We start from the raw sequence: 21,882 nt of genomic DNA, 5'->3' as shown, positions 1-21,882 counted from the left end.
AATGCGGATGAAGCGGGAGCGATCTCCCGCTTTGACGGTAGCTCTTTCTTTTTCATGTATATCCTTCCAGGGCTTATTGTCCCCTATTTGGATGTCCATGAAACACGGACCACCTCAACCTGACCCCGGTGAAAATAAAAAAGCCTGCAAGGCTAGGCTTGCAGGCTTTCTTGAGCAGGGCGGCGCCGGAAGGACCGGCGCCAGGCCTCCCTTACAGGGCGTGGACTATTACATCATGCCGTCCATGCCGCCCATGCCACCCATGCCGCCCATGCCGCCCATGCCGCCGGCCGGCTTGTCTTCGACGACTTCCGAGACCATGCAGTCGGTGGTCAGCATCAGGCCGGCGATCGACGCTGCGTTCTGCAGTGCCGAGCGGGTGACCTTGGCCGGATCCAGCACGCCCATTTCGACCATGTCGCCGTAGGTGCCGTTGGCGGCGTTGTAGCCGTAGTTGCCGGTGCCGGCGATGACGGCTGCCACCACGACCGACGGCTCGTCGCCGGCGTTCTGGACGATCATGCGCAGCGGCTCTTCCATGGCGCGCAGGACGATCTTGATGCCTGCGTCCTGGTCAGGGTTGTCGCCCTTGATGTCCAGGTTCGAACGTGCGCGCAGCAGGGCCACGCCGCCGCCCGGGACGATGCCTTCTTCCACGGCAGCGCGGGTAGCGTGCAGCGCGTCTTCCACGCGTGCCTTCTTCTCTTTCATCTCGACTTCGGTGGCTGCACCGACGCGGATCACGGCAACACCGCCGGCCAGCTTGGCCACGCGCTCTTGCAGCTTTTCGCGGTCGTAGTCCGAGGTCGCTTCTTCGATCTGGACGCGGACCATCTTGACGCGTGCTTCGATCGCTTCAGCGGCGCCGGCGCCGTCGATGATGATGGTGTTTTCCTTGCCCACTTCGACGCGCTTGGCCTGGCCCAGCTCGTTCAGGGTGACCTTTTCCAGGGTCAGGCCGACTTCTTCGGCGATGACCTGGCCGCCGGTCAGGATGGCGATGTCTTCCAGCATGGCCTTGCGGCGGTCGCCGAAGCCAGGCGCCTTGACGGCGACGGTCTTCAGGATGCCACGGATGTTGTTGACCACCAGGGTCGCCAGTGCTTCGCCTTCGATGTCTTCGGCGACGATCACCAGCGGACGGCCGGCTTTCGCAACTTGCTCCAGCACCGGCAGCAGGTCACGGATGTTCGAGATCTTCTTGTCGCACAGCAGGATGAACGGGTTCTCGTGAACGGCGACCTGCTTGTCCGGGTTGTTGATGAAGTACGGCGACAGGTAGCCGCGGTCGAACTGCATGCCTTCCACGATATCCAGCTCGTCGTTCAGCGACTTGCCGTCTTCGACGGTGATGACGCCTTCCTTGCCGACTTTTTCCATCGCCTCGGCAATACGCTCGCCGATCGAGGTTTCCGAGTTGGCCGAGATGGCGCCGACCTGGGCGATCTCTTTCGAGGTGGTGGTCGGCTTGGCGATCTTCTTCAGCTCTTCGACGGTGGCGGCGACGGCCTTGTCGATGCCGCGCTTCAGGTCCATCGGGTTCATGCCGGCGGCGACGAACTTCATGCCTTCGCGGACGATGGCTTGCGCCAGCACGGTCGCGGTGGTGGTGCCGTCACCGGCGTTGTCGCTGGTCTTCGAAGCGACTTCCTTGACCATCTGCGCGCCCATGTTCATGAGCTTGTCTTTCAGTTCGATCTCTTTCGCGACCGAGACGCCGTCCTTGGTGACGGTCGGGGCGCCGAACGAGCGCTCCAGCACCACGTTGCGGCCTTTCGGGCCCAGGGTGACTTTGACTGCGTTGGCGAGGATGTTGACGCCTTCGACCATCTTGGCGCGCGCTGCGTCGCCGAATACTACTTCTTTAGCTGCCATTTCTTGTTCTCCGAATGAATTCGTGAATGTGTATTACAGGAGGAATGCGGCTTGGTGGCCGATTACTGGCTGACGACAGCCATGATGTCTTCTTCGCGCATGACCAGCAGTTCCTGGCCATCGACCTTGACGGCCTGGCCCGAGTACTTGCCGAACAGGACGCGGTCACCGACCTTCACTTCCAGCGGACGAACCTGGCCATTTTCCTGCACCTTGCCGTTGCCGACAGCCAGGATTTCGCCCTGGTCCGGCTTCTCGGCGGCCGCATCAGGGATGATCAGGCCGGATGCAGTCTTGGTCTCCTGGTCGAGACGCTTCACGATTACGCGATCGTGCAGAGGACGAAGGTTCATGCAAAACTCCTTATTTTTCAGTGGTTTGACTAGCTGTTCAAAGCCGCCGTACAGTCGCGGCGGCTGGGAAAGTGGGTGCTTCCGTTTGTTAGCACTCTCGACTGACGAGTGCTAACACAAACATGATTATAGGGACGATAACACCCCATTTCAAGCGGGAATGTGTGGGATCGAACCGACTTCTTTGCGAAAACACAATCCAATCGATGGGTTGTACACTGTCGGCCGTGGAATTGGAACAATGGCCGGGCAGGGTACACCGGATAGCGCCGGGACGCCGCACGGATGCTGTATGCTACGGCCCGGAGCGCTCCCCTCCCGGATGGGGGCGCGATTCGGTTGACGGAAAAACCATCTCAGTCCTATAGTGTCGAATGATTTCCGAATTTCAAGACCTCTCAGACAAAATCGACCGGCTCGCCCAGCTGACCCAGTCGCTGCGTGCCGAGAATTACCTGCTGCGCCAGGCCAACAGCCTGCTGAGCGCCGAGAACATCGCGTTCAAGGAGCGCCTGAACGAGGCCCAGCGCCGCGTCGAAGCGCTGCTCGAGCAGTTCCCCGCGCCCGAGGCGCCGGCGTCGGAAGACGGCGACGGCGGCGAAACGAACGAGGCCACCCAATGATCTACCTGGATTGCTCCATCATGGGCCAGCCCTATCGCCTGGCCTGCCGCGAAGGCGAAGAGCGCACCCTGCGCGAAGCCGTCAGCTACCTGGACGGCAAGATGTGCGCGCTGCGCGACTCGGGCAAGGTCAAGGGCACCGACCGCATCGCGGTCATGGCGGCGCTGAGCGTGGCGGCCGAATTCCTGTCGGTCAAATCGCCGCAAGGGCCGCTGTCGGACATGTCGATCCTGGAGGTCAAGCAGAAGCTGGAAGCGATGCACACCGTCCTCGACAAGGCGCTGTCGCCGCAGGAAAATCTGTCCTGAATAGCGGGATTGGATTCGGATTCGGTTGACATGCTCGGCCAACAGAGTAAACTGCGCACTACCCTGCGGTGTTCGAGATTTGTCATATATTCCTTGAACCATTCTTTCGCATAGGTTGTGGGACATGCTTGGTGGGCGCGAGCGTCACTAGTCTGACGAACCCGAAATTGAGCTGACTGCGACCACCTTGAGCCTTTTGGTTCGGGATGCCGGCAATAACGACACAGGCGGGGCTACACACACGAGCGGTTGCGCACTTCGGTACGCAGCCGCTTTTTTTATTGGCGGTGGTTTTGATGGGGAAGCGATGCGCTATTGGTTGATGAAATCGGAGCCGGACGAAGTCAGTTTCGACGACGTGCTGGCCGCGCCTCAGAAGACGGTGTCCTGGTTCGGCGTGCGCAACTACCAGGCGCGCAACTTCATGCGCGACGCCATGTCGGCGGGCGACGGCATCCTGTTCTATCACTCCAGTTGCGCGGTGCCCGGCGTGGCCGGCATCGCCGAAGTGGCCAGCGGCCCGTATCCCGACGCCACCCAGTTCGACCCGTCCTCGCCCTACCATGACCCGAAGGCCACCCGCGAAACCCCGCGCTGGATCTCGGTCGACGTGCGCGCCGTGGAAGCGGGGCGCTACCTGCCCCTGAGCGAGCTGCGGACCGTGCCGGCGCTGGAAGACATGGTGCTGCTGCAGAAGGGCAGCCGGCTGTCGGTATCGCCCGTGACCCAGGCCGAGTGGAACGCCATCGTCGCCCTCCTGCGCGAAGGGAAGCGCTGATGGACATCGGCATGATCCTGGCGCTGCTCGCGATGGGCACCTTCGGCGGCTTTGCGGCCGGGCTGCTCGGCATCGGCGGCGGCATGGTACTGGTCCCCTTCATCACGATGATCTTCACGGCGCGCGGCATTGCGCCCGAGCTGACCATCCACATGGCGATCGCCACCTCGCTCGCCACCATCCTGTTTACGTCGCTGTCCTCGGTGCGCGCCCACCACCAGCACGGCGCGGTGCTGTGGCCGGTGGTGAAACTGCTGGCGCCGGGCATCCTGCTCGGCTCCTGGATCGGGCCCTGGATCGGCAAGCAGATGGACGCCTCGGTGCTGGCCGCCTTCTTCGGCGTGTTCGTCGCCTTCTCGGCGACCCAGATGCTGATCGGGAAGAAGCCCTCCGCCTCGCGCGCACTGCCGAAGGCGCCGGGCATGTTCGCGGCCGGCGGCTTCATCGGCACCCTGTCGGGCATCGTCGGCGCCGGCGGCGGCTTCGTGTCGGTGCCCTTCATGACCTGGTGCGGGGTGCGCATCCACAATGCCGTCGCCACCAGCGCGGCGCTGGGCTTCCCGATCGCGCTGTCGGGCACCATCTCGAACATCTATTTCGGCTGGGGCGAGCCCGGGCTGCCCGAGTATGCGCTCGGCTTCATCTACCTGCCGGCGCTGGCCATCATCGTGCTGGCCAGCGTGAGCATGGCGCCACTGGGCGCACGCACCGCGCACAAGATGCCTGTGCGCCAGCTGCAGAAGGTGTTCGCGGTGATCCTGTATGCGCTGGCGGCCTATATGTTCTGGAAGGCGGCGCACTAGGAACCGATCCCGGTAGGGAATGAGTCCTTGCTGACGCGCTATGCACCTATGATTTCTCCTGGAAGTGTCCATTCTCACCCTTCCAATCCGGCCTTACCCCGCTCACGCGTATAAACCCCGACCGCTTTGCCGTATAGCTCGGTTTCCGCTTCATACGCCAGGCCAAGGCGCCTGGCAACGCGCAGCGACGATTCATTGGCGGAAGCGATGAGCGCCCGGACTTTCGGTTCGCGCCGGGTCTCGAACGCATGGTGCAAGACTGCCACCGCCGCTTCGTTTGCGAATCCGCGGCCCCAACAGGCACGATAGGTATTCCAGCCAAGCTCCATCACGGTCGATTCCTCGCGGAAGAACGCGCCGATCGTTCCGACGGGCCGGCCAGTCTCCTTTTCCTCGACAGCCCACCATCCGGCGCCATGCAGGAGCCATAGTCCTGCCTGTGAACAGAAGATCCGCCACGCAGCAGGGCGATCGGCCGGAACCAGATGGGCCGCGCTGACCGGGTCGGCGACATGCGCTGCGAACGCGTCGAAGTCTTCCGTCGATATTCGCGAAGCATGAGCCGTTCCGTGTGAAGGTAGGGAACAGAAGTAATGAACGCCTTGTTCATGCGCTGGATTCCATGTATTGGTGCGAGATCGGCCGACCCGGAGCCGGCTTCATTGCCCGATCATCCCATGGATCTCGTAGCTCATGATCGCCAGGAACGCGGCCAGGCCGAGGTACATCACGGCGTAGTTGATCCGAGCCTCGGCGCTGGCGGTGTAATACCCCGCGGGCGCGTCCGGGCTGCCCCGGATCGCGGCTTTCAGCTGTGGGTAGGCGAGCAGCGCGATCATGATCAGCATCGGGCTGGGGCGGTAGAAGAACAGGCCCGCCAGCAGCGGCACGCCGAGCAGCCAGACCTTGGGCGAGATGATGGCGGTGATGCGTCCGCCGTCGAGAGGCGACACCGGGATCAGGTTGAACAGGTTCAGCATGCAGCCCGCGTAGGCCAGCGCCAGCAGCAACTGGCTGCCGTTATGATCGTCGGCCTGTCGGGCCAGGAAATAGCAGGCCATGGCGGCGGCGCTGCCGGCCAGCGGGCCGGCGAAGCCGACGTAGGCTTCGGTCTCGACGTCGCGCGGCATCTCCTTCATCGCGATCCAGGCGCCCACGAAGGGGATGAAGGTGGGCGCGCCTACCGGCAGGCCGCGCTGGCGCGCCGCCACGTAATGCCCCATCTCGTGCACGAAGATCAGCAGCACGAAGCCGACCGCGTAGGGCCAGCCGTACACCCAGCTGTAGACCAGCATCGACAGCAGCATGGTGCCGCCGGTGGTCAGCAGCTTCCCGAGCTTGCCGGCCGCCAGCAGCGCTGCAAGCAGCTTGCCCATCAGGCGTCCGGGCTCTTGGCCAGGTCGACCTTGTCTGCGGCCGGCGCGGGCTGTTCGCGACGCACGAACTTCCACAGGAAGGAAGCGGCGGCGACGGCGCCCAGGATGATCAGCTTCTTGAAGGCCACCAGCAGTCCCAACAGCTTGCCGAAGAAGCCCAGCTTGGCGGCGACGCCGCCCGCCACCAGGGCCGCGATGCCGTATTCCGCGACCTTGTCGGTGCTGGCGTCGAAGTCGGCGTAGCGGTGGCCCTGGTTGAAATTGCTGAAGGCGGTCACCTGCTGCATCTCGCTGCGGATCCGGTCGAGCTGGTCGAGGCTGGCCACGGCGTTCAGCACCAGCACGCCCTCGCGTCCCAGCACGCGGATGTTGTAGTTCAGGCCGTTCGCCTGCGCGCCCTCGGTTTGCAGTTCCTTGGCCCAGTACAGCTTGTGCCGGGCCTTGTCGTAGTGCGGCTTCTCGGCCCAGCCCACCACCGTCATCGCGGGATAGCCCTGGGCCTTGCGCTCCTTGTTCTCCTCGACCAGGCCTTCCTGGATTTCCTTCAGCAGGGCCTGGTAGTCGATGCTGTCGGCATCGTCGTCCTTGACGTGGCCGTCCTTTTCGTAGGTCACCACCACGCCCCAGCCCTCGTCGCTCAGGGGACTCACGCCGGCCGGCACGATCATGCCCAGCGTGGCGCCGCCCGGCGGATTGCCCCAGCCCTGTTCGAGCAGGCGCGCGGTGTCGGCCGGCGCCAGGTAGCGGAACGCGGGCGGCAGGTCGAGCGTGGCGATCCCGCCCGGCAGGGCGATCTTCCCTTGCTGGAAGTCGAGCGAGGCCAGGAACTGTTCGGCCGTGCGCTGCGGAGCCGGTGCAGCGGCGCCGGTGTCCTGCGCGGCGGCGGCGCCGAGGGTGAGGAAAAGCAGGAGTGCAGTGAGGAGTCGTTGCATGGCGGGTTTCCCTTAAGCTTCCGGCAAAAGGAATCCATGCTACCGACAATTCGACCATCCAAATTCACGCATTGTCACTGCCGCAAGCGATGTATTGACGAGATGGCCGGGCTTCGATAACGTACATACAATATGGCTGTAGAATCCTTCCATCTCGTCCCCAACACCTCTCCTGTCACCGGTGGCGCAATGTCGCGCAGCGCGGCGGGCTTCCTGCTGTTCGCCTTCTTCTGGATCGTCGCCGCGGCGGCCTTTTCAGGCTTTGCCGGCAAGTGGGGCCTGCGCGACGGCGATCCGCGTTTCGGCGTCGCGGCCATGCTCGGGAACGAGGCGCACAAGCCCTTCGTCTACCGCCAGCTGCTGCCGGACCTGGCGCGCCGGCTCGACGCCCTTGCGTCCGAAGGCGTGAAGGAGCGCGTTGCCAGGCGCTTCCGCCCGGACGAGGTGTTCGCCAAGAGCCACCCGGGTAGCACGCACAGCGAGCGCTTCCGCTATGCGATCGTTTACTACCTCAGTTTCCTGGCGCTGCTGGGCAGCCTGTTCGTGCTGCGCCGGATCCTCCTGCACTTCAATGTCTCGCCCCTGGGCGCGGTGCTGGCGCCGACCGCCTTCGCGCTGAGTTTTCCCTACCTGCAGACCGTGGGCGGCTATTTCTACGACACCGTCGAACTGCTGTTCGCCAGCACGGCCTTCCTGCTCGCCCTGCGCGGCCGCCTGCTTGCCCTCGCTGCGCTGGTGCTGGTGGCGACCCTGAACAAGGAAACCTTCTTCTTCGTGCTGCCGGCCCTGTATCCGCTGCTGCGTCCGCGCCTGTCGCGCCGGGCCGCCTGGACAGCCGTGGGCCTGCTGGTGCTGCTGGCGGGCCTGATGAACGTGGCGCTCAAGGCGGCCTACCTGGAAGCCTTCGGCGGCGCACTGGAGTTCCACCTGATGTCGAATATCGCTGCCTACCTGTCCGGCAATCCGTATTTCCGGCTCGAGACCACCTATGGCCTGGTGGGGCCGTCGCGTGCCTTCGTCGGCACCCTGGCGGTGCTCGGCATCGTGCTGTGGCGCGCCTGGCCGCTGGCGCCGCGCGTGGTGCGCCGCCACCTGGCGATATCGGCAGTGGTCAACCTGCCGCTGTTCCTGGCCTTCTGCGCCACCGGCGAACTGCGCAACCTGAGCACCACCTTTACCGGCCTGGTGCTGCTGGTGGCCTTCCTGATCGACCGCGAGGCCAGCCTGCGCAGCAGCCGGCAGGGCCTGGCGCCGGCCGCGCAACAGGCCGCGGCGCAGCCGGAAACCCGCCTGGCCTGAAGCGGCCGCGAACCGGCTTCAGGTCGCCAGGCGGCGCATGCGCGCCCGGTCCAGCGGCAGGTCGCGCACGCGCGCACCGCAGGCATCCGCCACCGCATTGGCCAGCGCCGCGGCGGCCGGTCCCTGGGCCGCTTCGCCGGTTCCCAGGAAGGGCTGGCCGGGACGGTCCAGCAGGTGCACCGTGACGCGGTCCGGCACCCCGTTGAAGCGCAGGATCGGATAGCCTCCCCAGTCCTGGCTGGTCACCTGGCTGGCGTCGAAGCGCAGCTGTTCCAGCAGGGTCCAGCTGGCCGACTGGACGATGCCGCCCTCGATCTGGTTGCGCACCCCGTCGGGGCTCACCACCTCGCCGCAGTCGACGGCGGCGTCGGCGCGCAGGATGCGCACGAAGCCGGTGTCCAGCGCCACCTCGACTTCCAGCGCGACGGCGCAGTAGGCGGCCGAGTTCTTGTAGCGGGCGAAGGCAAAGCCGCGCCCGCGCCGGGCGGCTTTCCGGTAGCCGTTCCAGCCGAACTTCGCCGCCGCCAGTCTGACGACCTCGATCGCGCGCGGATCCGCCAGGTGGCGCAGGCGGAAGGCCACCGGATCGGCGCCGGCGGCGCGCGCCAGCTCGTCCATGAAGCTTTCGATCGCGAATACGTTGCAATAGGCGCCGAGCGAGCGCAGCGCCGAGGTGCGGAACGGGCCGGCCGGCTGGAAGCGGTGGGTCACGCGCGCGTTCGGGAGCACGTAATAGGGGATGGCGTTGCGGTCGCCGCCGCCTTCCGGCTGCGGCAGCGGCTTGGGCGCCGGCGGCGCGAAGGGGCGCGCCAGCAGGGTGGCGGCCAGCAGGTTGCCGGCCCGGCCCGGCCGCGCGGCGTGGGCGCCGCTCCAGACCTCGTACTGCCAGTCGACGATGCGGCCGGCGCCGTCGAGCGTGGCCGCCACGTCCGCCACCATGGCCGGGCCGTAGGGCTCCCAGCCGTGTTCGTCCTCGCGCATCCACTGCACCCGCACCGGCAGGCCGGGGAAGGCGCGCGCCAGCAGCACGGCGTCGGCCGCGACGTCGTCGGCGCCGTTGTGGCCATAGCAGCCGGAGCCCTCGCCGTGCAGGCAGCGCAGCGCTTCCTCGGGCGCGCCCAGCAGTTCGGCGAGCGCGCGCCGCAGCGGAAACACGCCCTGCGAATGCGTCCACACGGTGTAGCGCCCCTGGTCCAGCAGCGCGATCGCGCACGAGGGGCCGATCGAGGCGTGCAATTGGTAGGGACGGGTATAGCTGGCGCGCAGGGTCTTGCCGGACGCACCCGGCGCGCCGCGCGCCAGCACCTGTTGCGGCTGCGAAGGCAGGCTGCGCACCAGCGCGGCGGTGTCGCGCCCGGCCGGCAGCCCGGCCGGCACTTCCCAGCGCGCCGCGCGCGCCAGCGCCCTGGCGGCCTTCACCGCGCGGTATTCCTCGTCGGCGATCACGCCCAGGAAGCGGCCGTCCTGCACCACCTCGAGCACGCCGCCCAGCTTCGCCACCGCGGCCGTGTCCACGCCGAGCAGGCGCGCATGCGGGGAGGGCGGACGCACCACCCGGCCGTGCACCATGGCGGGCATGCGGATGTCCTGCACGTAGGCGAGCTGTCCCTTCAGCTTGGCCGGGATGTCGACCCGCGGCAGGGGCGTGCCGATGTAGCGGCGCGCGCTGGCCGCGCTGGCGACATGGGGCGGCAGCGCGGCGCTGGCGCGTACGTGCTGGTCGCTGCCCGCCACCAGCTCGCCGAAGCTGACGCGGCGCCCATCGGGCGCGCGGAACACGCTGTTGTCCTGCGCCAGCGCAGCGGCAGGCACCTGCAGGCGCGCCGCGGCCTGCAGGTGCAGCAGGGCGCGCACCTGCGCCGCCGCGTGGCGGATCGCGGTGGCGCTGTCCTGCATCGAGTGGCTGCCGGCGGTATAGCCCTCGTCGGGCGTGCGTGCGGTGTCGGCGGTGATCAGGACCAGGCGCCCCGGATCGATCTGCAGCTCGTGTGCGGCCACCTGCAGCAGGGCGGTCTTGATGCCCTGGCCCAGCTCGACCTTGCCGGTGAAGACGGTGACGCGGTTGTCGGCGCCGACCCGGATCCAGGCGTCGAGCCAGGGCGCCTCCTGCAGGCTGCCCGGCAGCGCCGCCGCCGGCGCCGCGCGCAGCGGCAGCGCGAAGGACAGCGTGAGGGCGCCGCCGGCCGCCAGCAGGCGGCGCCGCTGCAGGTCGGGTGTACTGTCCGTCATCAGTAGTTCCGGATCGGTTGGGCCGCCAGCACGTCGGCGGCGCGGCGCACCGCGCGCAGGATGCGCATGTGGGTGCCGCAGCGGCACAGGTTCGGCTGCATCCAGGCGCGGATCTGGGCGTCGCTGGGCGAGGCCACCTGCTCGAACAGGGCGGTGGCGCGCATGATCATGCCGGCGATGCAGTAGCCACACTGGGCGGCCTGTTCGTCGACGAAGGCCTGCTGCAGCACCGAGCTCGGCACCCAGCGGGTGCCGCCCGATTCCACCGTGCGCACGGCGCGCGCACCGACCAGCGCCACCGGCACCAGGCAGGACATGACCGCTTCCTTGTCGAGCATCACGGTGCAGGAGCCGCACTGCCCCAGGCCGCAGCCGAACTTCGCGCCGTTGAGCTTTAAATCGTTGCGCAGCACGTAGAGCAGCGGCGTGTCGGCGTCGACGTCGACCTGGTGCGGCTTGCCGTTGACCTGCAGGGTAAAGGTGCTCATTGCTTCCTCGCTTTCTGCACCGTCCGTTCCACGGTTTTTTCCAGGTCCGGCCAGGGTTCGGCCTGCGCGCCGTAGCGGCGCAGGTAGGCCGCCAGCGCGGTTACCTGGGCATTGCCCAGCACCGTGCCGAAGCCCGGCATCCAGCGCCCCGGCTCCCCCTCGGGCGGCACGATGCCGTCGCGGATGATGTGGACCAGGCTGCGCGGGTCGGGATCGTACAGCGCGACCGCCTGCTGCAGCTGCAGGGCCGCGCCCGAAGCGCCTCCGTGGCCGGCGCCGCGGCCGGCGTCGTGGCAAGCGGCGCAGGCCATTGCATAGGTCTCGTAGCCCAGGCGCATGCGCGCCAGGTCAGGATCCTGGTCCGGCGGCGGCGGCAGCGGGCCGGACTGCCGCGCCGGGGTGGCGCGCGCCGGCGCCTGCTTCAGGAAGCCGTGGATGTAAGTGGCGAGGGCGGCGACGTCGCCCGGATCGGCCTGTCCGAGCTGGACCACCACGTCCTGCATCGGGCCGGCGGCCACCGCGTGCCCGGGGGCGATGCCGGTGCGCAGGTAGGCGGCGAGGTGGGCCTGCGTCCAGGGCAGGGGCGAGGGCGCGTTCGCGTTCAGCGCCGGCGCATACCAGTCCTCGGCCTCGCCGCCGTCGAGCCGGCGTTGCAGGTCCGGACCGCCCAGCAGCGTGCGCGGCGTGTGGCATGCCGTGCAGTGCGCCAGCGCCTCGGCGACGTAGGCGCCGCGGTTCCAGGCGGCCGACTGGCCGGCGTCCTGGCTCCAGGGCGATTCGTCGAGGTAGAGCAGGTTCCAGAACGCCAGCAGCGGCCGGAAGCCGAAGGGGAAGCGCATCCGGTTCTCGCGCGCCGGGGCCGCGAGCGCGGGGCGCGTCATGAAGTAGGCGTATAGGGCGCGCATGTCGTCCTGCGCCAGCTTCGTGTAGTGATTGTAGGGGAAGGCCGGGTAGAGCAGGCGGCCGTCGCGCGAGACGCCCCGGCGCATGGCGCGCTCGAACGCCTCCGGACTCCAGCCGCCGATGCCGGTGCGCGCGTCCGGCGTGATGTTGGTGCTGTAGACGGTGCCGAAAGGCGTATGCAGGCCGAGGCCGCCGGCGAAGGGGCGGGCCGGGTCGACGGTGTGGCAGGACGCGCACAGGCCGAGCCTGGCGAGATTGGCGCCGCGCGCCACCAGGGCGGGGTCCACGCGGGGAGGGGCGGCCTGCCGCTCCAGCGCGGGTTGCCGGACCAGCGCCCAGGCGGCGAGCGCCAGCACGACCAGCGCCGCCGGCGCCAGCCACCATCGGACCTTGCGCGCGCGTGACGGCCGCTTCATGTGCTGCTGCTCTCCCTGGAAGTGTGCGCACGGAGGATACCATGGGCGGATTGCGGCGCGGCGGTGGTATGCTGGCGCCATGACTACCGATTCCGACATCGAGCTGTCCGGCCCCTTCCAGGCCAAGGACGGCAACGGCCGTACCCTCGACGTGAAAGCGATCCGCATTTTCGATGAGGGCTACGGGATCATCGACGTATACGTCGACTTCAAGGCCAGGCTCGAGCCCGGCGCCTACAAGGACCCGGTGCTGCTGCGCCAGATCGTCGAGCGCCTGCGCGCGCTCGGCTACAAGGGCCCGGACTTCGGGCACAGCGATCCAGGCCTGCAGGAAAGCCGCCTGATCGTGCTGGAAGCGCCCGAGGAATTCACCGCCTTCGCCAAGAGCCGCGGCTGGAAGAACCTGGCCGAAGACTTCGAGTAAGCGCGGCAAACGCCGGCGACCGGCCCCGGCAGTGGCGCCGGTCTTGCGCCTATAATGCGTTTTTTCGACACCGGGCCACTCCATGCTGCTGCGCCGAGGCTCCACCGTTTCGCTCAGGCGCCTGCTGGTGCTGCTCACCGCCCTCGGCCTGCTGCCGCTGGCGCTGCTGGGCGTGTGGGGCCTGCACCTGGTCGGCGAATACCAGCAGCGCGAGCAGCAGCGCCACCTGCTCGACCTGGCGCGCGCGCTGTCGAGCGCCGTCGACGCCGAACTCGATGGCGCCGTGGCTGCCCTCACCAGCATGGCGCGTACGCCACAGATGGCGGCCGGCGACCTGCGCGCCTTTTATGAAATCGCCCGCACCCAGGCCGCCGCCCAGCCGGAGTGGCTGACCGTGATCCTGGCCGACGCCGACGGCAGCATCCTGTTCCGTACCGGGAAGCCCTTCGATAGCCCAGGCGGCGTCGTCGCCGATCCTGCCAGCCTGCGCCGCGCGATCGAGACCCGCCAGCCCATCGCCGGCGGGGTCATGCACGGGCCGGGCGGGCGCTACGCGTTCCCGGTGCGTATTCCCGTCAGCGACCGCGCCGGCCGCGACTACATCCTGAGCGCCGTGATCCAGCCGGGCCGTATCCTGCGCGTGATCGAGCACCAGAAGGCGCCGCCCAGTTCGGTCATCGCCGTGATCGGCGGCGGCGTCATCGTGGCGCGCTCGAAAGGCCAGGAGCAGGCGGTGGGCAAGCCGCCGCACGCCGCCCTGCTGCGCCTGATGCGCGAAGCCGGGCAGGAAGCCATGGGCCAGACCCGCTCCCTGGAAGGCGAGCCGGTAGCCACAGCGTTCAGCCGCTCGCGCCATGGATGGGCGGTTGCCATCGGCGTGCCCAGCGCCGCGCTCGGCCCGGCCTCGATGCAGGGCATGGCGCTCTACGCGGCCGGCCTGGCGGCCTCGCTGCTGGCCTGCACGCTGCTGGCGAGCCTGCTGTCCAACCGCATCGTGCGCTCGTTCCGCAGCCTCCAGCGCGGCACCGCGGCGCTCGGCGCCGGCGGGCCGGTTGCGGTAGCGCCCTCGCGCATCACCGAGATCGACCAGATGGGCGCGGCCCTGAGCACCGCCGCCGGCCTGCGCGACGCCCACGAGGCCGAGCGCTCGCAGTTGCTGGCATCGCTCGAACGCGCGCTCGAGGACAGCCGCGCCGCCGGCCAGGTCAAGGACGAATTCCTGGCCATGCTCGGCCACGAGCTGCGCAATCCGCTCAGCCCCATCGTCGCGTCGCTCGACATGATGGACCTGCGCAACGAAAGCTCCAGCCAGCGCGAACGCGCCATCCTGCGCCGCCAGGCCAACCACCTGAAGCGCCTGGTGGACGACCTGCTGGACGTCTCGCGCATCACCAGCGGCAAGCTGCGCATCGAACTGCGTCCGATCAACCTGGCCGAGGTGGTGCGCCATGCGGTGGCGTCCTTCCCCGGCATGCCGATCGACGCACAGGCGCCGCCCGACGTCTGGGTGCGCGGCGACGAGAGCCGCCTGACCCAGGTGCTGAACAACCTGCTGTCGAACGCGGCCCGCTTCGGCAAGGGAACGACCGAGGTGCGGCTGGCCGTCGACGGCGCCGCCCATGGCGCGCGCCTGACGGTGCGCGACCACGGCGTCGGCATGGACCAGGCGATGCTGGAGCGCGTGTTCGAGCCCTTCTTCCAGGCGCCGCAGCCGCTGGCGCGCCATACGGGCGGGCTCGGGCTGGGCCTGGCGATCGTGCGCCGCATCGTGGAGCTGCATGGCGGGACCATCACGGCCCGCAGCGAAGGGGCGGGCAAGGGCAGCTGCTTCGAGGTGGTGCTGCCGCTCGGCGCGGCGGCCGCGCCGGCGCCGGATGCCGCGGCCGCCATGCAGGCGCGCGCCCTGCAGGTGCTGCTGGTGGACGACAACCTCGATGCGGCCGCCGCCACGGCCGCGGTGCTGGAGCACCTGGGCCACGCGGTGCGCATCGCCGGCACGGCGCTGGACGCGGTCGAGCAAGCGCGGCGGCAGGCGCCCGATACCGCGATCCTGGACATCGGCCTGCCGGACATGGACGGTTACGCGCTGGCGGCCCTGTTGCGCAAGGAGCAGCCGGGCGTGCGCCTGGTGGCGCTGACCGGCTACGGCCAGCGCGGCGACGTGGCGCAGGCGCTCGGCGCAGGCTTCGACCTGCACCTGACCAAGCCGGCCACGCTGGAGGAGTTACAGCGGGCGCTCACGCCCGCGTCATGAACGGCGCGCGGACTACGCGTGCGCCGCACGCCCGTTCGGCTGGCGGTAGGCCCAGGCCAGCATGATCAGGGCGCCGACGATCATCGGCAGCGACAGCACCTGGCCCGAGGTGATCGGCATGCCCAGCACGGTGGTTTCCCAGTCCGGCACCCGGAAGTACTCGGTGGTGAAGCGCGCGCAGCCGTACAGCAGGGTGAACATGGCGCCCACCGCCAGGCGCGGGCGCTGCTTGCGCGCGTAGGGCCATAGGATCAGGAACACCACGATCCCGTCGAGCAGCATCTGGTACAGCGGCGACGGATGGCGCGGGCCTTCGACGCCCGGCCACAGCATGGCCCAGGGCAGGCTCGGATCGGCCAGGCGGCCCGGCAGCTCGGCGTTGATGAAGTTGCCGAGGCGGCCGGCGGCATACCCGAGCGGCACCATCGGCGCGATGAAGTCGTACACGTCGAGCAGGTTGCGCTTGGATTTGCGCGCCCACAGGGCCATGGCGATCAGGACGCCCAGGAAGCCGCCGTGGAAGGACATGCCGCCGCGCCAGACCATGAAGATCTCGAGTGGGTGCTGGAGGAAGTAGAGCGGCTGGTAGAACAGCACTTCGCCCAGGCGCCCGCCCAGCACCACCCCGAGCATGCCGTAGAACAGCATGTCGTCCAGGTCCTCTGCCTTCCAGCCCTGCGCCGCGATGTGCGGCTGGCGGATACGCACGCGCCCCAGGATCAGGAACAGGGCGAAGGCCAGCACGTACATCAGGCCATACCAATGGATCTGCACCGGTCCGATGGCAAAGGCGATGGGATCCGGCTGCGGATGAATCAACATATTCTCAGTCTTTCTCGAGTAGTTCCAGGAAGCCCCTGAGCACGGGCGAGGCATGGTCGCGGCGCCAGGCCAGCCCCAGTTCGGTCAGCGGCGTTGGGTCCAGCAGGGCCCGGTATTCTACGCCGGCGCGCATCAGGTTCGACACGGATTGTGGCACAAGTGCCAATCCCATGCCGCCGGAGACCAGGCTGACGATGGTCTGCATCTGCAGCGCTTCCTGCCCGATGACGGGGGTGACGCCGGCCGCGCGGAAGCACGAGAGGATGGCGTCGTGCAGCGCCGGCGCCGCCGCGCGCGGGAAGATCACCAGCGGCAGCGGCGGCAATTCGCGCAGCGAGACCGGCCCGGCGCCGCGCAGCAGGCCGGCGGGAACGCACAGGATCAGGGGCTCTTCCAGCACCTTCATGTAGTCGAGTGCGCTGCCCGCCTGGCCCGGAAGGGGAGGAATCACGAAACCGGCGTCGATCCGACCCTGCAGCAATTCCTCGGCCTGCAGGTCGGAGGTCGCTTCGCGCAGCACCAGCTGCACGTCCGGAAAGGCGGCCCGGTAGCGCTGCAGGATGGACGGCAGCACGCTGTAGTCGGCGGTGGAGACGAAGGCGAGCGTGAGGCGGCCGGCCCTGCCTTCGGCGACGCGGCGCACCAGGCCGGGCAGGGCGGCGGCGTCGCCCAGCAGGCGGCGCGCTTCCGGCAGCAGGGCGGCGCCGGCGGCGGTGAGCGCGACCTGGCGGCGGTTGCGCAGGAACAGCGGGGCGCCGAGCAGCTCCTCCAGCCCCGCAATGCTCTGCGACAGCGGCGGCTGGGTCATGTGCAGGCGCTCGGCGGCGCGGCCGAAGTGCAGTTCTTCGGCGACCGTGACGAAGTGGCGGAGCTGGCGGAGTTCGAGGTTCATTGATACGCGCCGTATATAGGTTCAATCCAGTGATATGCGGAACATATCACATTGCGGCGTGTATCCTGCAGTCTTGGCCTAGCGGCGCTTGGCGAAGGTCTGGCGCACGCGCGCTGCGCGGCGGCTGTTGAGGACGTTGTGCTCTTTTTTCTTGTCGAGTCCGAGTATTTTCTCGATGAACTCGAACCAGACGAAGGCGAACACCATCAGGGCGACGATGGTCCACCACGACAGGTCGGCGAAGCGCCAGACTTCGAACAGGCGCAAGCCGCTCAGGGCGGCGATCAGCAGTATCAACGGCATGGGAGACTCCTTCACCATGCATATTACAAAGAAAATCGTTGCTGTGTGGAAAAAAATTCGATGATTGTGGGAATTCGTCAACAGCAGCTGTTACTGTCGTTACAGAGTGTATCCCCCCATGATTCTTATGGAAATTAACGGTAGAATGCAGTGGTCATAAACCAGGAGAAACAAATGAAACGCTCGTTGTTGTTGTGTGTGCTGATGTCGGCCTTCGCGTCCACGGGCGCCTATGCCCAGGCCGATCTGGCGAAAGCCAAGAATTGCATGGCTTGCCACGCAGTGGGCAACAAGCTGGTGGGTCCGTCCTACAAGGATGTCGCCGCCAAGTACGAGGGCCAGAAAGGCGCCGAGGACAAGCTGGTACAGAAAGTGATGAAGGGCGGCGCGGGCGTCTGGGGTCCGGTACCGATGCCGGCCAACCCGCAGGTGAGCGAGGCCGAAGCCCGCAGCCTGGTGAAATGGGTGCTGTCGCAGAAGTAATCCCTGCCCAGCGATGAAAGAAGCGCGCCTGCGTGAGCATGGCGCGCTTTTTTGTTGTCCAGCACGGCAGGGCGATGCGCCTATTTACTGCCGATCCGGTAGATCACGTCGACGCTCTGCGCCAGCCGCATCGACTGGACCAGCGCCATGTCCGCTTTCGGGGAACTGCGCCGGTCGCCGGTATAGCGTACGTTCGGATCGCTGGCCATGCCCATGGCGTTGGACAGGTTCCTCAGCGCGCCCGTCGATACGCCGGTCGCCGCGCCGAGCTTGACGCCGACGCCGCGAGCGATGTTCTGCGCCTTGCGCCTGGCCGTGCCGAGCGCCTGGTCGAGCAGATCGCTCTCGACCTTGTCGCGGTCGCTGCGGTTGAAGGAGACCGCCAGCGATTCGATGTTTTTCGTCGCGAGCAGCGCACGCAGCAGCGGCGTCCACTGGCCGATGTCGCGCACCGTGACGTGCAGGGCGACCCGGGTCTCCATCGGCACCGGCGCGCCGGCCGCCGACTGGGCCTCGGACAGGGCCTCGGCCTTGCGCGGGCGGCGCACGATATCCTGCACCAGCAGGTCCTCGGCCAGGACGCCATGCTGGGCGAACAGCGCGCGGCTGGCCTCGACCTGCTCGTTGATGAGCTTCCAGGCGGCGTCGGCATCCGGATCGTAGGAGACGATCTCCAGGTCGACTTCGCCGATGTCGGGCATCACGTAGAACTCGGCGCTGGCGTTCACGTGGATGAAAGGATGGCTGGGCAGGTCGGCCGCCATGCCGGGGAGGGCAGTGGCGGCCAGCAGCAGGGTGGCGGCGAATCGTTTCAGCATGAGGACACTCCATTGGGGGAATGCCTCGAAGATAGATTAACTAGACAAGACTGTCTACAAAATCCGCCGGCCTACCTGCAAGTTATGCCTGCGTCATAGAACAGCCGGCCGCGGCATGCACACGCGGAAGCGCTGGTAGTCGAGGTCGCAGAAATAGTCCTCCAGCGCCTGGGCCGAGGCGCCGGGTTCGCCGGTCCGATGCCGTGGCGGCGCTGGCGAACACCGGCGCGATACGCGTGCGCAGGAAGTCGGCGACGCCATTCCCGGCGCTTCCGCCAATGGCTGGCGCGCTTCAACGGCGTTGCTTCACGCTACTTGCCCAACTATCTCGGCTGGCAGTGGGCAGTCGACGGGCAACGCATTGACTCGTCCGAAAGCATGCTGCGGATAGCGCTGGGCGGCGCATCCCACAGCGAACGGTGACAGCGCCGAAAATTTGTTGTCGAGACGGCGAGGCGGCGCGCAGGCCGGATCAGGTCAGCCAGCGCCAGATGCCCGCTGCCCGGCCCGCCAGCGGGATGTGCGCCCAGGTCGCCAGCAGCCAGACAAGCAGGCCGCCGCCGAGCGCGTGGGCGCCGAAGCCGGAGAAACCACCGATGCGCGCCCGGCCCTGGAGGATGGCCGCGAAGGGCCAGTAGCTGGTGCGCCTTTCCCAGGCCGGCCAGCCCTGCGGATCGAGCGCGGCCTTCTTGCGGTCCTGCAGCGCCGCGCCGGCCAGGGACAGCACGATGATGGCGAGCGCGACGATGATATTCCGTGTCACCGGATACACCAGGATGTGCACCATGCCCCAGATGGCGAAGGCCCACAGCATCGGATGCCGGGTGATGGCGTACACGCCGCGCGCCTGCGCGCTGGCCGCATTGGCGGCGCCGGGCATGGCCGGGTTGCGCACCAGCGAGCCCAGCAGCATGACGGAAGCCGCCAGCATCAGCACCGTGGCCAGCGCCCAGATCCCGTCGCCGACGCTCCACAGCGGCGCGCCGACCGGGGTCCTGGGATAGGCCCAGGCCATTCCACCAAGAGTGGCGAAGGCCACCAGGGAATACAGGGCCAGGAAGCCCTTCTCGCCCAGGGCCCCGACCAGCGGGCGGCGCAAGGGATGGGACAGGAGGAAATGCGATCCGACGAAGGCGGCGGAAAATGCTGTCAACAACATTGCTTCGTCCATGAGCGGCTCCTCGGTGGCGGTCGGGGTGCGCCGACTATAGCAGATCCTTTCCTGGATCCTTTCCTGCCCTTATTCGATGACCAGCGGCAGGTCGCGTCCCTCGAGCGCTACCTGCCCCGCGTAGTCGGCGGCGTAGATGCGCAGGATGTACTCGCCCGGCGCCAGGGCGCCGAGCTGCCAGCTGCCGGTGCGCACTTCGCCATCCTGCAGGCGGCTATGCAGCGCGTAGGCGAACTGGGTGGCCTTGCTGCCGTACACGGTGATGCCGCTGTTCGGCGCATACACGGCCTTGACCGCATCCGGGTTGCGCGGCAGGCGGTCGTACACCTGGGTGATCAAGGGGCGTTCGTGGCCGGGCACGGGCGTGCCGTCGGCGCGCAGCAGCTGGTAGCCGAGCTTGTACAGGCCGAGGCGGCGGCGCGCCAGGTTGCCGTCCACCTGGTCGTAGGCGTCGACCACGACCTGCACTTCGCCCAGCGAGCGCGGCACCCGCAGGCGCTTGTCGGCGACCGGGTGCTTGCGCGTGCCTGTTGGCGGACGCAGGCGCTTGCCGGCCGCGTCGAACAGGGCGATGCTGTTGATGCGCGGCGCCACGCTGTCGCTGAAGCCGACGAAGGGCAGGCTGAGCGGATTGACCACCGCGCCGCCCTGGTAGTAGTCGAGGTGGACGTGGGCCATCGCATTGATGGTGCCGAGCGGATCGCCGACGGCGAAGCGGGTGCCGCGCGGCACGCGCACGCGCTCGGCCTTGCCGCGTTCGCCCAGCATGACCCGGAAGCGCGGATCCAGCGGCCGGCCGCGGGTATCGCGGCCGACCCGCATGTGGATGTACGAGAGCGGCCCGACGCTGATGCCTTCGCTGAGCGTATCGAAGCCCCAGTTCGGGTACGGGTCCGACACCTTGGACGGGAACACCGCCAGTACCGTCGCGCCGACGTCGGCACGCACGTCGAGGCCGGCGTGGAAGTGGTCGCGGCTGTCGCCGCCATAGCTGCCGCGCACCTCGCCCATCACGCCCACCACTTCGTGCGCCATGTCCTGCGGGCCGACCGGCCAGGGCATCGGTTCCTTGCGCGCCACCGCCACCGGTTGCGGCCGCGCGGGCGCGGCTTCGTTCGGACGCGGTCGCGCCAGGCGGTGCAGTCGGTGGGCCTGGGCATCGGCCACCACTAGGCTGCCGTCGCGTTCGACGGCGATGCCGCGCGGACCGTAGAGCTGCACGCTGCCGTCCGGGCCGAAGCCGTCGCCGGAGGCCGGCAAGTCGGCATCGGGCAGCGGCCGCACGTCGCCTTCGGGCGTGCGCTGCAGGATGCGTCCGCCCGCGCTAGCGGCGATGTACAGGTAGCCGTCGCGCGTCAGGGCCAGGCCGACCGGGCGCCGCAGCGGCGCGCGGCGCTCGCCCTCGGCCGGCGCGGCGATGGTCGTGACGGTGCCGTCGGCCGCGACCCGGCGGATCGCGTTGTTGCCGGTGTCGGCCACGTAGAGCGTGCCGTTGGTGGTCACGGCGATCGCGCTCGGGGTGTCGAAGGCCGCGGCGGCGCCCACGCCGTCGGCATTGCCCGGCTTGCCCGTGCCGGCGACGGTGGTCACCGTGCCGTCGCGCCCGATGCGGCGGATGCGGTCGTTGTAGGTGTCGGCCACCCAGACGGAGCCGGCGTCGTCCACGGCCAGGCCGACCGGACCGTTGAAGCGGGCCGCGCGCCCGATTCCATCGGCGTCGCCCGGGACGCCGTCGCCGGCCAGGGTGCTGACCGTGCCGTCCTTGGCAATCTTGCGGATCGCGTGGTTGCCGGTATCGGCCACGTACAGGTTGCCCTGGTGGTCGAAGGCGAGCGCGGACGGGGTGTGGAAGGCGGCGGCGGTCCCGGCGCCATCGCGGAAACCTTCGCCGCTGCCGGCGAAGGTGGACACCGTGCCGTCCGGCCCGATGCGGCGGATGCGGTTGCTGTCGCCGGCATCGGCGACATAGACGGCGCCGCGGCGGTCGAGGGCGACGCCGAAGGGATCGTCGAAGCGGCTCGCGGCGGCCGGCCCATCGACCGCGCCGGGCACACCGTCGCCGGCCAGCGTGGTCACGCGGGCGGGCCAGAAGGGCAGGGTCTTGGCGGCCTTCGGCGTGAACACCGCCAGCGCGCCGGGCTGGCGCTCGATGCTGTCGGTGAAGTAGAGGACGGCGCCGGCAATGGCGACGCCCGCGCCCGCAAGCGCGGCGATCAGGATCTTTCGGTTCACAAGGGACGGGTGGTGAATTGCAGAGGCTGCAATCTTATCCGATGCTTGCGGACGGCGTCGTATGGAACGGGAATGGGGTTCGTAGCGTGGGCGGGTTTCC

General features: G+C 68.3%; 22 protein-coding genes, 1 other RNA gene and 1 pseudogene. 10 read left to right on the top strand and 14 right to left on the bottom strand.

Annotation, left to right across the window (positions count from 1 at the left end):
• Positions 1-228: 228 nt before the first annotated feature.
• Positions 229-1,875, bottom strand: coding sequence for a chaperonin GroEL (groL, locus tag AB3347_RS22015; RefSeq protein WP_369093851.1), 1,647 nt, complete (start codon positions 1,873-1,875; stop codon positions 229-231).
• Between the two features lie 62 nt (positions 1,876-1,937).
• Positions 1,938-2,228, bottom strand: a complete 291-nt coding sequence (groES, locus tag AB3347_RS22010; protein WP_369093850.1) for a co-chaperone GroES — start codon at positions 2,226-2,228, stop codon at positions 1,938-1,940.
• Positions 2,229-2,602: 374 nt separating this feature from the next.
• Between groES and AB3347_RS22005 the strand changes: the two genes are divergently transcribed.
• The 5 genes from AB3347_RS22005 to AB3347_RS21985 all read left to right on the top strand — a co-directional run bounded on the left by AB3347_RS22005 (position 2,603) and on the right by AB3347_RS21985 (position 4,740).
• Entirely contained in the window at positions 2,603-2,851 is a 249-nt protein-coding gene (locus AB3347_RS22005; RefSeq protein ID WP_369093849.1) for a hypothetical protein, read from the top strand.
• Entirely contained in the window at positions 2,848-3,159 is a 312-nt protein-coding gene (locus AB3347_RS22000) for a cell division protein ZapA (protein ID WP_369093848.1), read from the top strand. Before AB3347_RS22005 ends, AB3347_RS22000 begins: the two co-directional genes overlap by 4 nt.
• A 57-nt stretch (positions 3,160-3,216) precedes the next feature.
• Positions 3,217-3,397: non-coding RNA, 6S RNA (gene ssrS, locus AB3347_RS21995), on the top strand.
• A gap of 69 nt (positions 3,398-3,466) precedes the next feature.
• On the top strand, positions 3,467-3,937 hold the full coding sequence (locus tag AB3347_RS21990) for an EVE domain-containing protein (RefSeq protein WP_369093847.1): 471 nt from the start codon (positions 3,467-3,469) through the stop codon (positions 3,935-3,937).
• On the top strand, positions 3,937-4,740 hold the full coding sequence (locus AB3347_RS21985; RefSeq protein ID WP_369093846.1) for a sulfite exporter TauE/SafE family protein: 804 nt from the start codon (positions 3,937-3,939) through the stop codon (positions 4,738-4,740). Before AB3347_RS21990 ends, AB3347_RS21985 begins: the two co-directional genes overlap by 1 nt.
• A gap of 74 nt (positions 4,741-4,814) precedes the next feature.
• On the opposite strand, the gene AB3347_RS21980 is transcribed toward AB3347_RS21985, so the two are convergent.
• The 3 genes from AB3347_RS21980 to AB3347_RS21970 all read right to left on the bottom strand — a co-directional run bounded on the left by AB3347_RS21980 (position 4,815) and on the right by AB3347_RS21970 (position 7,048).
• A complete protein-coding gene (locus AB3347_RS21980; protein WP_369093856.1) occupies positions 4,815-5,288 on the bottom strand; it encodes a GNAT family N-acetyltransferase in 474 nt (157 codons plus the stop codon).
• A 111-nt stretch (positions 5,289-5,399) separates the two neighbouring features.
• A complete protein-coding gene (locus tag AB3347_RS21975) occupies positions 5,400-6,116 on the bottom strand; it encodes a site-2 protease family protein (protein WP_369093845.1) in 717 nt (238 codons plus the stop codon).
• A complete protein-coding gene (locus tag AB3347_RS21970; protein WP_369093844.1) occupies positions 6,116-7,048 on the bottom strand; it encodes a DUF2167 domain-containing protein in 933 nt (310 codons plus the stop codon). Before AB3347_RS21970 ends, AB3347_RS21975 begins: the two co-directional genes overlap by 1 nt.
• A gap of 132 nt (positions 7,049-7,180) precedes the next feature.
• Here AB3347_RS21970 and AB3347_RS21965 point away from each other — a divergent pair, with 132 nt between their 5' ends.
• The gene (locus tag AB3347_RS21965) at positions 7,181-8,347 is read left to right on the top strand and encodes a hypothetical protein (RefSeq protein WP_369093843.1); all 1,167 of its coding nucleotides are present in this window, start codon (positions 7,181-7,183) and stop codon (positions 8,345-8,347) included.
• Between the two features lie 18 nt (positions 8,348-8,365).
• Here the strand turns inward: AB3347_RS21965 and AB3347_RS21960 are convergent, their stop codons facing one another.
• Genes AB3347_RS21960 through AB3347_RS21950 form a run of 3 tightly spaced genes read right to left on the bottom strand, consistent with a single transcriptional unit; the run spans position 8,366 to position 12,383 of the window.
• Positions 8,366-10,576, bottom strand: coding sequence for a molybdopterin cofactor-binding domain-containing protein (locus tag AB3347_RS21960; RefSeq protein ID WP_369093842.1), 2,211 nt, complete (start codon positions 10,574-10,576; stop codon positions 8,366-8,368).
• Positions 10,576-11,064, bottom strand: coding sequence for a (2Fe-2S)-binding protein (locus tag AB3347_RS21955; protein WP_369093841.1), 489 nt, complete (start codon positions 11,062-11,064; stop codon positions 10,576-10,578). Before AB3347_RS21955 ends, AB3347_RS21960 begins: the two co-directional genes overlap by 1 nt.
• Positions 11,061-12,383 carry a cytochrome c gene (locus AB3347_RS21950; protein ID WP_369093840.1) on the bottom strand — a complete coding sequence of 441 codons (1,323 nt, stop codon included), beginning with the start codon at positions 12,381-12,383 and terminating at the stop codon, positions 11,061-11,063. Before AB3347_RS21950 ends, AB3347_RS21955 begins: the two co-directional genes overlap by 4 nt.
• Before the next feature lie 79 nt (positions 12,384-12,462).
• Here AB3347_RS21950 and AB3347_RS21945 point away from each other — a divergent pair, with 79 nt between their 5' ends.
• Together AB3347_RS21945 and AB3347_RS21940 are read left to right on the top strand one after the other, a co-directional pair.
• A complete protein-coding gene (locus tag AB3347_RS21945) occupies positions 12,463-12,807 on the top strand; it encodes a hypothetical protein (RefSeq protein ID WP_369093839.1) in 345 nt (114 codons plus the stop codon).
• Positions 12,808-12,889: 82 nt separating this feature from the next.
• A complete protein-coding gene (locus tag AB3347_RS21940; protein WP_369093838.1) occupies positions 12,890-15,061 on the top strand; it encodes an ATP-binding protein in 2,172 nt (723 codons plus the stop codon).
• A 12-nt stretch (positions 15,062-15,073) separates the two neighbouring features.
• On the opposite strand, the gene lgt is transcribed toward AB3347_RS21940, so the two are convergent.
• From lgt to AB3347_RS21925, 3 genes are all read right to left on the bottom strand, one after another.
• Positions 15,074-15,883, bottom strand: coding sequence for a prolipoprotein diacylglyceryl transferase (lgt, locus tag AB3347_RS21935; RefSeq protein ID WP_369093837.1), 810 nt, complete (start codon positions 15,881-15,883; stop codon positions 15,074-15,076).
• A gap of 4 nt (positions 15,884-15,887) precedes the next feature.
• Entirely contained in the window at positions 15,888-16,775 is an 888-nt protein-coding gene (locus AB3347_RS21930; RefSeq protein WP_369093836.1) for a LysR family transcriptional regulator, read from the bottom strand.
• 78 nt (positions 16,776-16,853) lie between these two features.
• Positions 16,854-17,078 (bottom strand): TIGR04438 family Trp-rich protein, encoded by a 225-nt coding sequence (locus tag AB3347_RS21925; RefSeq protein ID WP_369093835.1) that lies wholly within the window; start codon positions 17,076-17,078, stop codon positions 16,854-16,856.
• A gap of 174 nt (positions 17,079-17,252) precedes the next feature.
• On the opposite strand from AB3347_RS21925, the gene AB3347_RS21920 reads away from it, so the two are divergent.
• A complete protein-coding gene (locus tag AB3347_RS21920; RefSeq protein WP_369093834.1) occupies positions 17,253-17,561 on the top strand; it encodes a c-type cytochrome in 309 nt (102 codons plus the stop codon).
• An 80-nt stretch (positions 17,562-17,641) separates the two neighbouring features.
• Here the strand turns inward: AB3347_RS21920 and AB3347_RS21915 are convergent, their stop codons facing one another.
• Positions 17,642-18,379, bottom strand: a complete 738-nt coding sequence (locus AB3347_RS21915) for an SIMPL domain-containing protein (RefSeq protein WP_369093833.1) — start codon at positions 18,377-18,379, stop codon at positions 17,642-17,644.
• 267 nt (positions 18,380-18,646) lie between these two features.
• Here AB3347_RS21915 and AB3347_RS21910 point away from each other — a divergent pair.
• Positions 18,647-18,802: pseudogene (locus tag AB3347_RS21910) on the top strand (IS1595 family transposase); the annotation flags it as partial.
• 49 nt (positions 18,803-18,851) lie between these two features.
• Here AB3347_RS21910 and AB3347_RS21905 read toward each other — a convergent pair.
• Positions 18,852-19,550: an NnrU family protein gene (locus AB3347_RS21905; RefSeq protein WP_369093832.1), complete on the bottom strand. Its 699-nt coding sequence runs from the start codon at positions 19,548-19,550 to the stop codon at positions 18,852-18,854.
• Positions 19,551-19,619: 69 nt separating this feature from the next.
• Entirely contained in the window at positions 19,620-21,782 is a 2,163-nt protein-coding gene (locus tag AB3347_RS21900; protein WP_369093831.1) for a gluconolaconase, read from the bottom strand.
• Positions 21,783-21,882 lie beyond the last annotated feature (100 nt).

It is taken from the genome of Massilia sp. X63, assembly GCF_041023745.1.
In the GTDB taxonomy this organism is placed as follows: Bacteria; Pseudomonadota; Gammaproteobacteria; order Burkholderiales; family Burkholderiaceae_D; genus Telluria.
The sequence above is the reverse complement of the archived record's forward strand: the minus strand, read 5'-3'. Positions and strand labels throughout refer to the sequence as shown.

Coding starts and splice junctions, on each gene's coding strand:
- AB3347_RS21990 (WP_369093847.1), top strand. CDS start 3,467: ATGCGCTATTGGTTGATGAAATCGGAGCCGGACGAAGTCAGTTTCGAC.
- AB3347_RS21985 (WP_369093846.1), top strand. CDS start 3,937: ATGGACATCGGCATGATCCTGGCGCTGCTCGCGATGGGCACCTTCGGC.
- AB3347_RS21905 (WP_369093832.1), bottom strand. CDS start 19,550: ATGGACGAAGCAATGTTGTTGACAGCATTTTCCGCCGCCTTCGTCGGA.
- AB3347_RS21955 (WP_369093841.1), bottom strand. CDS start 11,064: ATGAGCACCTTTACCCTGCAGGTCAACGGCAAGCCGCACCAGGTCGAC.
- groES (WP_369093850.1), bottom strand. CDS start 2,228: ATGAACCTTCGTCCTCTGCACGATCGCGTAATCGTGAAGCGTCTCGAC.
- AB3347_RS21965 (WP_369093843.1), top strand. CDS start 7,181: ATGGCTGTAGAATCCTTCCATCTCGTCCCCAACACCTCTCCTGTCACC.
- AB3347_RS21975 (WP_369093845.1), bottom strand. CDS start 6,116: ATGGGCAAGCTGCTTGCAGCGCTGCTGGCGGCCGGCAAGCTCGGGAAG.
- AB3347_RS21930 (WP_369093836.1), bottom strand. CDS start 16,775: ATGAACCTCGAACTCCGCCAGCTCCGCCACTTCGTCACGGTCGCCGAA.
- AB3347_RS21960 (WP_369093842.1), bottom strand. CDS start 10,576: ATGACGGACAGTACACCCGACCTGCAGCGGCGCCGCCTGCTGGCGGCC.
- AB3347_RS21945 (WP_369093839.1), top strand. CDS start 12,463: ATGACTACCGATTCCGACATCGAGCTGTCCGGCCCCTTCCAGGCCAAG.
- AB3347_RS21950 (WP_369093840.1), bottom strand. CDS start 12,383: ATGAAGCGGCCGTCACGCGCGCGCAAGGTCCGATGGTGGCTGGCGCCG.
- AB3347_RS22005 (WP_369093849.1), top strand. CDS start 2,603: ATGATTTCCGAATTTCAAGACCTCTCAGACAAAATCGACCGGCTCGCC.
- groL (WP_369093851.1), bottom strand. CDS start 1,875: ATGGCAGCTAAAGAAGTAGTATTCGGCGACGCAGCGCGCGCCAAGATG.
- AB3347_RS21940 (WP_369093838.1), top strand. CDS start 12,890: ATGCTGCTGCGCCGAGGCTCCACCGTTTCGCTCAGGCGCCTGCTGGTG.
- lgt (WP_369093837.1), bottom strand. CDS start 15,883: ATGTTGATTCATCCGCAGCCGGATCCCATCGCCTTTGCCATCGGACCG.
- AB3347_RS21920 (WP_369093834.1), top strand. CDS start 17,253: ATGAAACGCTCGTTGTTGTTGTGTGTGCTGATGTCGGCCTTCGCGTCC.
- AB3347_RS21915 (WP_369093833.1), bottom strand. CDS start 18,379: ATGCTGAAACGATTCGCCGCCACCCTGCTGCTGGCCGCCACTGCCCTC.
- AB3347_RS21970 (WP_369093844.1), bottom strand. CDS start 7,048: ATGCAACGACTCCTCACTGCACTCCTGCTTTTCCTCACCCTCGGCGCC.
- AB3347_RS22000 (WP_369093848.1), top strand. CDS start 2,848: ATGATCTACCTGGATTGCTCCATCATGGGCCAGCCCTATCGCCTGGCC.
- AB3347_RS21925 (WP_369093835.1), bottom strand. CDS start 17,078: ATGCCGTTGATACTGCTGATCGCCGCCCTGAGCGGCTTGCGCCTGTTC.